Here is a 9,687-nt window from a genome sequence, read left to right on the forward strand (position 1 = left end):
TCCAAATCTCACAGCGCCCCTTGGCCAAAGGTGTTGCAGGCCGACACCGTGCCTTGCTGGTAGCCGGTCATGAACCATTGCCGCCGCTGCTGCGCCGAGCCGTGGGTGAAGGAGTCCGGCACCACCCTGCCCGTCGCCTGGCGCTGCAGCGTATCGTCGCCGATCGCGGTTGCCGTCTTGAGCGCCGCGTCGATGTCGCCGGCTTCGAGGAAGCCCGGCCGCTTCTTCTCCTCGCGGTTGACCCAGACGCCGGAGAGGCAGTCGGCCTGCAGCTCGACCTTCACCTGCAGCGCATTGGCCTCGGCCTTGCTGTCGGCTGCCTGTTGCAGCCGCGTCACGCGTGGGATGATGCCGAGCAGGTTCTGCACGTGATGGCCCGCCTCATGGGCGATGATATAGGCCGCGGTGAACTGGCAGGCGCTGCCCGAGCAGCCACGGAACCGCGTCTCGACCTCGCGGAAGAAGGCGGTGTCGAGATAGATGGTCTTATCCGGCGGGCAGTAGAACGGTCCCATCGCCGACTGCGCCATGCCGCAGCGGCCGCCATTGGTGGCGTTGCGGAACAAGACGATCTTCGGACCGGTGAAGGTCTGGCCATTGGCCTGGAAGATCTCGGTCCAGCGATCGTCGATCTCGCCCAGGATGCCGGAGATCATGCTGCCCATTTCGTCGGTCGGCGCGCCGGTCTTGCCGGACGCCGTCCGGCGATCGGTCTGGTAGGTCGGCGCCTGTCCGCCGCCGGTCAGGATTTCGGCGCCGCCGATCAGGATGCGCGGGTCGATGCCGAAGGCGTAGCCGAGCAGGCCGAGCACGATGATGGTGCCGATGCCGAGCCCGCCGCCGCCCATGGGGATGCCGAAGCCGCCGCCGCCGCCTCCGCCGCCACCCTGGTCGCGACGATCCTCGATGTCGTCGCTGCGACGGAAATCATCGTAACGCATGGCGGTTTTCCCTTAAGTCCTAACCTGTGTAAACGCGGAACAGACGTAAAATTTCCGTTCCGTTAATCAATAGCCTGCCCGGCAATTATTGCCTAGTGCGACGGCACGCCATCCGCGCATGGCTGATGCGGCCAACGTCGTCACGAATCGCATGAGCTTGCCTGCAACGAACTCGATGTCCGATTCCGCCGTCGCTGGCGCAATTCGCATAACGCATGCTGCGAGGCAGCACTCGATTTCAAATCCGAAAACGCACGATCGAAATGCGCAGAACTTGTCGCGTGGCATTTTCGATTAAGTCGATTTTTACTTTGGCGGATCATGGTGTCGCCAGTCGGTTGTTTAGTCCCGCGTCGCCGACAGCGTCGCCTGAGTCAGAGTTATGAGTCATGGTTGAGTCGCGTCGCGGGGCGTCTGCAAGGGCGCCCCGCACTAAATTTGAATCCACGTCTCCGAGTCGAATCGTCATAGGCGATTGCGTCGCCGAGATGTCGAAGCTTGCAGCCGGTTCTGTCGACGTCGTGTTCGCAGACCCACCCTACAATCTGCAGCTCAAGGGCGACCTCAAACGCCCCGACGAATCCCATGTCGATGCCGTCAATGACGACTGGGACAAGTTCTCCTCCTTTGCCGCCTATGACGACTTCACGCGCGCCTGGCTGCTCGCCGCCCGCCGCGTCATGAAGCCGTCGGCGACGATCTGGGTGATCGGCTCCTATCACAATATCTTCCGCGTCGGCGCCATCATGCAGGACCTCGGCTTCTGGCTCCTGAACGATATCGTCTGGCGCAAGTCGAACCCGATGCCGAATTTCCGCGGCCGCCGCTTCACCAATGCGCACGAGACCATGATCTGGGCCGCGCGTGACGAGAAGGCCAAGGGCTATACCTTCAATTACGAAGTGCTGAAGGCAGCGAACGAGGACGTGCAGGCGCGTTCCGACTGGCTGATCCCGCTCTGCACCGGCGAAGAGCGCCTCAAGGGCAAGGACGGCAAGAAGGTGCATCCGACGCAGAAGCCCGAACAGCTTCTCGCGCGCGTGCTGCTCTCCTCCTCGAAGCCCGGCGACCTCGTGCTCGATCCCTTCAACGGCACCGGCACCACCGGCGCCGTGGCAAAACGTCTCGGCCGCCGCTATCTCGGCATCGAGCGCGACGCAGCCTATGCCGCCGCCGCCGAAGCGCGCATCGCCGCCATCGAGCCGCTGCCGCAGGAAACGCTCGCGCCGTTCATGACTGCGCGCGAGGCGCCGCGCGTCGCCTTCTCCGAACTGATCGAGCGCGGCATGATCATGCCGGGCGCGAAACTCGTCGACGCCAAGAAGCGGGTCGGTGCCCTCGTGCGCGCCGACGGCGCCATCATGCTAGGGGACAAGGTCGGCTCGATCCACCGCATCGGCGCGGTCGCCCAAGGCTCGGGTGCCTGCAACGGCTGGACCTTCTGGCACGTCGAGACCAAGAACGGCCTCAGGCTGATCGACGAACTGCGCGCCGAAATCCGCTCCGGGATGGCGGTGGGCTGAGCCTCCTCAATATCCTCCGTCATTCCGGGGCTCGCGAAGCGAGAACCCGGAATCCATTTCACCACCTGCGCCTGAGGCACAATGGATTCCGGGCCTGCACCTGACGGCGCATCCCGGAATGACGAAAGAAGTTCTGTTCACTTCTTTGCTTCCGGGCCAACAAGCTAAGCTGCACAGCAAGCCACGATGACGCCGTGTTGAACGCTCTTGCCTTGATTCGGCGCGAACAAAGGGCCTAGCATCCAACAACTGGTCGCTGTTTCGATTGGATTGCCCGATGCGCAGACAATCCGAGACGTTGCTGCTTGTGCCGCTGTTGCCGATATTCTTTGTCGGCATGTTCCCGATATTGCTTTTTGGCCTGCTCGGCTTTTTCGGCCTCGGCATCTTCGGCGTCCTTCTCGTCTCCGTCGGACTGACGAGCGCGTTGGAGGCGCATGGCCAGTTCACCGAGGACATCATTACGCACGGCTATGGGCGCAGCGCCGAGCGTGCCGCCCACGCCACCGATCTGCAAACCGCGACGCGCTTCGCCGCGCTGTTGGACGCAGCAGGGATCGCGCTGATCGTCGCCAGCGCGGTTGGCTTTATGTACTTCGGCTGATCGCCAAGCCGCCCGAGGCGCTTTCACAAATTCATCGCTTGCGCGCTCCGCCCGATGTGGCGCATGAGTGCGGCCCGCGGCCCATGCGGCTCGCGTCCCGATATGGTCGGCAACAAAACAAACGGAGCCTTTGAGATGCTCAAATTCTACTTCAACGGAGCACCGAACCCGAACAAGGTCGCACTGTTCCTGGAAGAGTCCGGCCTCGCCTTCGAGGCAATACCGGTCGACACCCGCAAGGGCGAGCAGTTCAAGCCGGAATTTTTGAAGGTCAACCCGAACGCCAAGGTGCCGGCGATCGACGATGACGGCGTGTTCGTGTTCGATTCCAACGCGATCCTGCTCTACCTTGCCGAGAAGACCGGAAAATTCCTGCCCACCAACACGCCGGCGAGCCGCGCCGGGATGCTGTCCTGGCTGATGTTCATCGCCACCGGCCTCGGCCCCTATTCGGGTCAGGCGGTGCATTTCAAGACGGTGGCGCCAAAGGAGCTGGAATACGCACATAACCGCTACCAGTACGAGGCGAACCGCCACTACAAGATTCTTGACGACCACCTCGCCAAGAGCCGCTACATGGTCGGCGACACCTACACCATCGTCGACATGGCGCTCTGGGGCTGGGCGCGGCTGGGGTCGTTCGTGCTCGGCGAGGAAGCTTACGCCAAGTACCCGAACGTCAAGCGCCTGGTCGACGAGATCTCCGCGCGGCCGGCGGCCACCCGCGCGATCGCATTGAAGGACAAGTTCACCTTCAAGGCCGAGCTGGACGAGGAAGCGAAGAACTTCATGTTCGGCCACCTCAAAACCAAGGTGGCTTAACCGCCCTTCCGGCGCGCCGGCGTATGCCGGCGCGCGAGGTCGGCCAGGTGGACAGGCGTGCGGGAGCAAGGAAACCGCGCGCCGTGCCCACCTGATTCCGTCAGATCATCAGATCGTGCATCCCGTGGGTGATCGCGGCGCTCCCGACAAGCTCGGAAGCCGGGCCATAATGATCGGCCGTGTGTTGTCCATGCAGCAACGCCTCGATTGCTTGTGCTGCCTCCGGTCCGTGGATTGCTGCAGCGTCTTCCGGATGACTGCTCGATGCCGGGCCGTGGCCCACATTTCCGAGGTCGAAGCCATTCGAAGCTCCAGGATCGTAGCTCGTCTCCTTGAAGTGGAACGAATCTGCAAGGGGGCCGCCATGCTTGGCGAAGGCACCCCCATTCGCATTCAGGCTCGCGGCCGTTGGCCCATTCGCCTCCGATGCTTTCGCGACTCCCGAGGGCCCGCCGGTTGAGCCGCCATCGATTGCATCGCCATGAGTCGCGGCGGCATTAGAAGAGCCGCCGTTCGTCGGTAGCTCCTTGTCGGTTTTGTCATTCAATGCAACGGTGGAACTCGGTGCAGCCTCGATCTTCCCCGTGGCCAAATGATCGAAATCCCTGAGGTCTGCGTCGTTGGCGCCTTTGATGGTGATCGTCACCACCTGCGCGGTGCCATCTATGGTCTTCACCGTGAAGGTGTCGGTCAGGTGGTCGCAGGCGTCGAGCGCCTGCACCGTGCAGTTGCTATTGTCGAGCGTGTAGGTCCACACGCCGGCCGCCGTCATCGTGAAGGTGCCATAGCCGCCATCGCTCTTCATCGGCGAGCACACCGCGGTGAAGGTATTCGCCGGATTATCAACGTCGGTATCGGTAAGCGCGCCGGTCGCGGTTGGCGTGCCGGGCGTATCGCAGCCAGCTTCCGTCACCGTCCCGGTCGTCGTGCCCGAAACCACGGCCGCGTCATTGGTGCCGTGGATGGTAATCGTCACCACTTGTGCGCTGCCGTCGATGCTGGTCACCGTGAAGCTGTCGGTCAGGTGGTCGCAGACGTTGAGCGCCTGCACCGCGCCGTTGGCGTTGTCGAGCGTGTAGGTCCACACGCCGGCCGCCGTCATCGTGAAGGTGCCGTAGCCGCCATGACTTGCCGTCGGCGAGCTGACCGCCGTGAAAAGATCGGCCGGATTGTCGACGTCGGTGGCGGCGAGCGCGCCGGTCGCGGTCGGCAGGCCCGGCTTGGCATTGGCGACGCCCCCGGCCTCGATCACGCAGCCGGTGGTGGCGCCGGAAATGACGGCCGCGTCGTTGGTGCCATTGATGGTGATCGTCACCACTTGCGCGGTGCCGTCCGCGGTGGTCACCGTGAAGGTGTCGGTCAGGTGGTCGCCGACATTGAGCGCCTGCACCGCGCGGTTGGCGTCGTTGAGCGTATAGGTCCAGACACCGGCCGCGGTCATCGTGAAAGTGCCGTAGCCGCCATGACTTGCTGTCGGCGAAGTGACCGCCGTGAAGGTGTTGGGCGCATTGTCGACGTCGCTATCGGTGAGCGTGCCGGTCGCGGTCAACTTGCCGGGCACGGCACCGCTCGCCTCGATCACCGAGCCGGTCGCCGCGCCGGAGATGATGGCCGCGTCATTGGTGCCGTTGATGGTGATCGTCACCACCTGAGGGGTGCCATCCACGGTGGTCACGATGAAGGTGTCGGTCAGATGGTCGCCAACATTGAGCGCCTGCACCGCGTGGTTGGCCTCGTTGACCGTGTAGGTCCACACGCCGGCCGCCGTCACCGTGAAGGTGCCGTAGCCGCCGGCGCTCGCCTTCGAGCTGACCACCGTGAAGGTATTCGGCGGATTGTCGACGTCAACGTCGGTAAGCGTGCCGGTTGCGGCAGGCATACCGGACCCAGCGCTGCCCGTCTCGATCACCGCGCCGGTCGTGGAGCCCGAAATGATGGCCGCGTCGTTGACGCCATCGATGGCGATCGTGAAGACCTGATTGGACGAGAGTGTGCCGTCTGACACCGTGATAATGAAGCTTTCGGTCGTCGGCGCAGTCAGCGCATTGATCGCGCCGCTGTCCGGAACGAACGTGTAGGCGCCCGTCGCGCTGTTGAGGTAGAGCCTGCCATAGGGACCGGCGCTGGATACATCGTATGTCACCCCTCCCAGCACCGTGCTGCCGGCGATTCCGCCACTGATGCCGAAGGTCAGTGCGGCGCCGCTGTTGGAGCTGCTGGCAACGAAAGCTCCGCTCGTTGCGGCAAAGTGGTCAAACACCGATGTATCGATCTCCGTCGGTCCCGCCGCGAGGGTGAACACCGGCGGCGAACGCAGGACAAACAGATCAGGAACTACCGTCGACGATGGCAGCGGCGGGAGCGAATTATGGATCTGGAGAATGTCGGTCTGAATAAAATTGATCGGCTGCACCGGCAGCACATTGATCGTCGATGGAGGCGTGCTCGACCCGGGCGCCACCTGTTCCTTCGCGAAATTGGCCAGCACGTCCTGCTGGGCGGCATGCAACTCCTCCATGCGAGTCGCACTATTCGCGGTCTGGTTGACGCTGACCGAGGACCCTCTCCTGCTCAGGATGGTCGTCTCTCCGGGATCCTCGACAATGATGTGTCGCGGGATCGGCTCTTTGGTCACGAGTTCGAATACGCCATGCTCGAGATCCTTGTATGCGATACTGTCGTCATCGAGATATGTGACGTCCGGCTCTGCAGCATGGACTACTTCGTTCATGACGGCGAAGGCCAGCGCCGCGAGCGTCAACGTGCCGATCCCGCCGCCATGAGCGCGGCCCCGAATGCTTCCAACAGGCGTATCAACCGTGAGGCAACCGGTCGTTGCCACCCGTCCGGCAACGAAAGCGAAAGTGCCTCTGGTCACGCCAAACAGGGCCGAGCGCGAGGTGCCGTCGGCATTACAGATCAATTCGTTCAAGACCAGACGAGTGCCGGGAGAGAGGTTGAACACGGTGCCGTCGATAAAGCGAAGTCCGACCTGAGCGTCGTCCGCCGTCTCGATCACGTCTCCCTGATAAACGGGATCGCCAGCCGTGAGTTGAACGGCGATGCCGGCCGCACGGCTGAGGGTGCAGCGACCGATCGCGATCTGAACATGGCCTATGATCTGGGGAGGCTGGGCGACAATGGCGTTGCAGTCGCCCCCGGACTCGACGCAAGACGCAACGAACATGGCTTCGACCTCGCCTGCTGAGTACTTTCAGGCCCAGCGTGGTGCCGCACTTTTCTTGCTCTGGCTTTGCCTACGCCATCAAGTCAAAACAATCCTCGCGTCGGCAACCCTAGGCTAGCCCGCCGCAACTTCCTGATCCAAATTTAATCAAACCTATCCGTAACATCCGACGCATTCAATGCACGAATTAAATCGCCCGCACAGGAATTAAATCACTTTTTCCTGGAGCGGGTCGCTTCCCTCTCTGGATTGCCGCAATTGCGGCCCCCTCGAGATGCAACGTTTTGGTAGCATTGAACCGGCTCCGGGATTAATGTGACAAAAAATAAACGGGGTGGCCGCTCATGGCCGCCCTGGCGTTGCGCGTACTGCATAATTACGGCGACCTGACTGATCCATTGGGTCAGTGAGCTGTCACGCGGCAAGAAAGATCTTCTCAGGAAGGGGATCATGTGCACGCACACGATTATCGCGTCGGTGGCGGGTTTGGTTCTGGCACTCGCCAGCCTTTTGTTTGATGCAGCCGATGCGCAGACCAATCCTCCCGCGCCCGCTGTTCAGGATCTCGCATCAGCAAAACCCATCGGAACAGTTGTAACCACGACCGGCTCGGTAACGATCGAGCATGCGGGTGCGATGGTCATTCAGGCAAATGTCGCCGGCCAAATCGTCGAGACGAAGGTGGGTGATATCGTTTACCTCGGCGATGTGGTCCGGACCGGAGCCGATGGCCGGGTCGGTATCAACTTTGCCGACGGCAGTTCGTTCAAACTATCGAGTAACGCCCGCATGACGTTGGACGAATTCGTGTACGACCCGAATGGGAAATCCAACTCGACCTTGTTCAATCTGACCAACGGAACACTTACGTTTGTCGCCGGCAATATCGCGAAGTCCGGCGACATGAAGGTCGATACCCCCGTCGCAACGATGGGTATTCGGGGCACGACTCCACATGTCGAAATTTCGGATGACGGGACAGTCAAGTTTTCAACCCTTATCGAAGAGGGCAAGAACAAGCTTACGAAAAAGTCCGGCCCATCTGCAGCGCAGCAGTCCGAACAGAAAGCCAATCGCAAGTCCAATCTGAATATCTGCCGAGGGTGCTAGACCGATTTATTCCGAAGTCAGTCTCAGCGCAGGGCCCCAGCAGGACGTGACGCCTTTCCGCGGAAAACTGATGACCGCGGATTCCTCAATTTCCAAAATCAGGAAGCCTGATATGGACGCCAGTACGAGGGGAGGCATCGTTGACGGCGTCGCATGCATGCTCATCCTGCTGCTGCTCGGCTCACCCGCGGCGGCGCAGGAGGATGCGAAGAAGAGCAACTATCTGACCGACATTGCGTTGTGCAACGGCACGGATCAAGCCTCGCTTGAAGCCCGTGTCAATGGCTGCACGGCGCTCATCGCTTCCGGTCACGGCAAGACAGCTGCCTTGGCAATCGCCTACAACAATCGTGGCAACGCTTATGCGGCAAAGGGAGACTACGACCGCGCCATCCAGGATTTCGATCAATCGATCCAGCTCAATCCAACCTACGTCAAGGCCTTCAACAATCGCGGCGCGGCTTATTTGAAGAAAGGCGAGTACGACCTCGCCATCAAAGCTCTCGATGGCGCGATCCAGCTCAATCCCAGCTACGGCAGCGCTTTCGCCAACCGTGCCAGAGCCTACCTGAAAAAGCACGAGTACGATCGCGCGGCGCGGGACTATGACGAGGCAATTCGTCTCGAACCCGATTTGGAAGCCGTGTGGAGCGGACGCTGTTGGACGCAGGCCATCCTCGGCGCGCTGGAGGCGGCACTGCAGGACTGCAACAAGGCGCTTCAATTGGCGTCGAACAACGCCGCGACATATGACTCACGCGGGCTGATCTACCTCAAAATGGGCAAATTCGACGCGGCTATCGATGATTACAGCTCCGCGCTGCAACTCGATCCGAAGCTGGCGAGCGCACTCTATGGGCGCGGGCTTGCCAGGCTGAAGACCGGCGACAAAGCGGGCAGCAACGCCGATATCGCATCGGCAAAGACGATCCAGGTCAAGATCGGCAGCGACTTCACGCGCTATGGTGTGCGGTAGGCACCAGCGACGGTTAGAAGCGCGAAGCGTTCCTGGCGGCGAGACATGTCGCCGTCGTGATCCGCGGCCAGAACGAGGACCTGATCGATGGCTGGCTGCGCTCCAAGGGCATTGAGCGGCGCAGCGCTCTTGTCGTGCCCGGCTATATCGAGGCGCTGAAAATGTAGGTCTGCGTCAGGGAACGCAGCGAGGTCACGACCCTCCGTCATTCCGGGGCGCGCCCCTTGGCGCGAACCCGGAATCCATCGGGCCACAGACGCAAGCGGCGAAATGGATTCCGGGCTCGCGCTTCGCGCGCCCCGGAATGACAGATGCAGTCGGCGCGATTTTCCTCAATCCGATCAACCTGATTTGGCCTGTCTACCCCTCGCGCGAAAAACATTCCGCTTCCGCCGTCGGGCAAATCAGTGATTTAACTCCGCGCGTCTCATCCGAATGAGGGGCGGCTCGCGATCGTCACGAACGTTGCGGTGAGATGCGGTGGACGCGATGCGTGCGACTGACGAGCGCAGGTAACGCGGACG

7 protein-coding genes and 1 pseudogene are annotated in these 9,687 nt (G+C 61.8%); 6 read left to right on the forward strand and 2 right to left on the reverse strand.

Annotated elements, in window-relative coordinates; translation table 11 throughout:
- Positions 1 to 8: 8 nt before the first annotated feature.
- Positions 9 to 941, reverse strand: coding sequence for a KPN_02809 family neutral zinc metallopeptidase (gene ypfJ, locus AC5ZG1_RS10920; RefSeq protein WP_456646650.1), 933 nt, complete (start codon positions 939 to 941; stop codon positions 9 to 11).
- A 389-nt stretch (positions 942 to 1,330) separates the two neighbouring features.
- Here ypfJ and AC5ZG1_RS10925 point away from each other — a divergent pair, with 389 nt between their 5' ends.
- The 3 genes from AC5ZG1_RS10925 (at position 1,331) to AC5ZG1_RS10935 (ending at position 3,890) form a co-directional block, all read left to right on the forward strand.
- The gene (locus tag AC5ZG1_RS10925) at positions 1,331 to 2,464 is read left to right on the forward strand and encodes a site-specific DNA-methyltransferase (protein WP_028166887.1); all 1,134 of its coding nucleotides are present in this window, start codon (positions 1,331 to 1,333) and stop codon (positions 2,462 to 2,464) included.
- A gap of 277 nt (positions 2,465 to 2,741) precedes the next feature.
- The gene (locus AC5ZG1_RS10930) at positions 2,742 to 3,068 is read left to right on the forward strand and encodes a hypothetical protein (protein WP_130225611.1); all 327 of its coding nucleotides are present in this window, start codon (positions 2,742 to 2,744) and stop codon (positions 3,066 to 3,068) included.
- A gap of 135 nt (positions 3,069 to 3,203) precedes the next feature.
- On the forward strand, positions 3,204 to 3,890 hold the full coding sequence (locus AC5ZG1_RS10935) for a glutathione S-transferase family protein (protein ID WP_456646651.1): 687 nt from the start codon (positions 3,204 to 3,206) through the stop codon (positions 3,888 to 3,890).
- Positions 3,891 to 3,990: 100 nt separating this feature from the next.
- Here the strand turns inward: AC5ZG1_RS10935 and AC5ZG1_RS10940 are convergent, their stop codons facing one another.
- Positions 3,991 to 7,077: a VCBS domain-containing protein gene (locus AC5ZG1_RS10940; RefSeq protein ID WP_456646652.1), complete on the reverse strand. Its 3,087-nt coding sequence runs from the start codon at positions 7,075 to 7,077 to the stop codon at positions 3,991 to 3,993.
- A gap of 450 nt (positions 7,078 to 7,527) precedes the next feature.
- On the opposite strand from AC5ZG1_RS10940, the gene AC5ZG1_RS10945 reads away from it, so the two are divergent.
- From AC5ZG1_RS10945 to AC5ZG1_RS10955, 3 genes and pseudogenes are all read left to right on the forward strand, one after another.
- Positions 7,528 to 8,187 (forward strand): FecR family protein, encoded by a 660-nt coding sequence (locus AC5ZG1_RS10945; RefSeq protein ID WP_456646653.1) that lies wholly within the window; start codon positions 7,528 to 7,530, stop codon positions 8,185 to 8,187.
- 112 nt (positions 8,188 to 8,299) lie between these two features.
- Positions 8,300 to 9,163 (forward strand): tetratricopeptide repeat protein, encoded by an 864-nt coding sequence (locus tag AC5ZG1_RS10950; protein WP_456646654.1) that lies wholly within the window; start codon positions 8,300 to 8,302, stop codon positions 9,161 to 9,163.
- 17 nt (positions 9,164 to 9,180) lie between these two features.
- Positions 9,181 to 9,321: pseudogene (locus AC5ZG1_RS10955) on the forward strand (LysR family transcriptional regulator); the annotation flags it as partial.
- Between the last annotated feature and the right edge of the window lie 366 nt (positions 9,322 to 9,687).

This window comes from Bradyrhizobium sp. Leo78 (genome assembly GCF_059512425.1).

Excerpts from the sequence above, each read along its gene's own strand:
- ypfJ (WP_456646650.1), bottom strand. The coding sequence starts at position 941 with ATGCGTTACGATGATTTCCGTCGCAGCGACGACATCGAGGATCGTCGC.
- AC5ZG1_RS10950 (WP_456646654.1), top strand. The coding sequence starts at position 8,300 with ATGGACGCCAGTACGAGGGGAGGCATCGTTGACGGCGTCGCATGCATG.
- AC5ZG1_RS10940 (WP_456646652.1), bottom strand. The coding sequence starts at position 7,077 with ATGTTCGTTGCGTCTTGCGTCGAGTCCGGGGGCGACTGCAACGCCATT.
- AC5ZG1_RS10935 (WP_456646651.1), top strand. The coding sequence starts at position 3,204 with ATGCTCAAATTCTACTTCAACGGAGCACCGAACCCGAACAAGGTCGCA.
- AC5ZG1_RS10925 (WP_028166887.1), top strand. The coding sequence starts at position 1,331 with ATGGTTGAGTCGCGTCGCGGGGCGTCTGCAAGGGCGCCCCGCACTAAA.
- AC5ZG1_RS10930 (WP_130225611.1), top strand. The coding sequence starts at position 2,742 with ATGCGCAGACAATCCGAGACGTTGCTGCTTGTGCCGCTGTTGCCGATA.
- AC5ZG1_RS10945 (WP_456646653.1), top strand. The coding sequence starts at position 7,528 with ATGTGCACGCACACGATTATCGCGTCGGTGGCGGGTTTGGTTCTGGCA.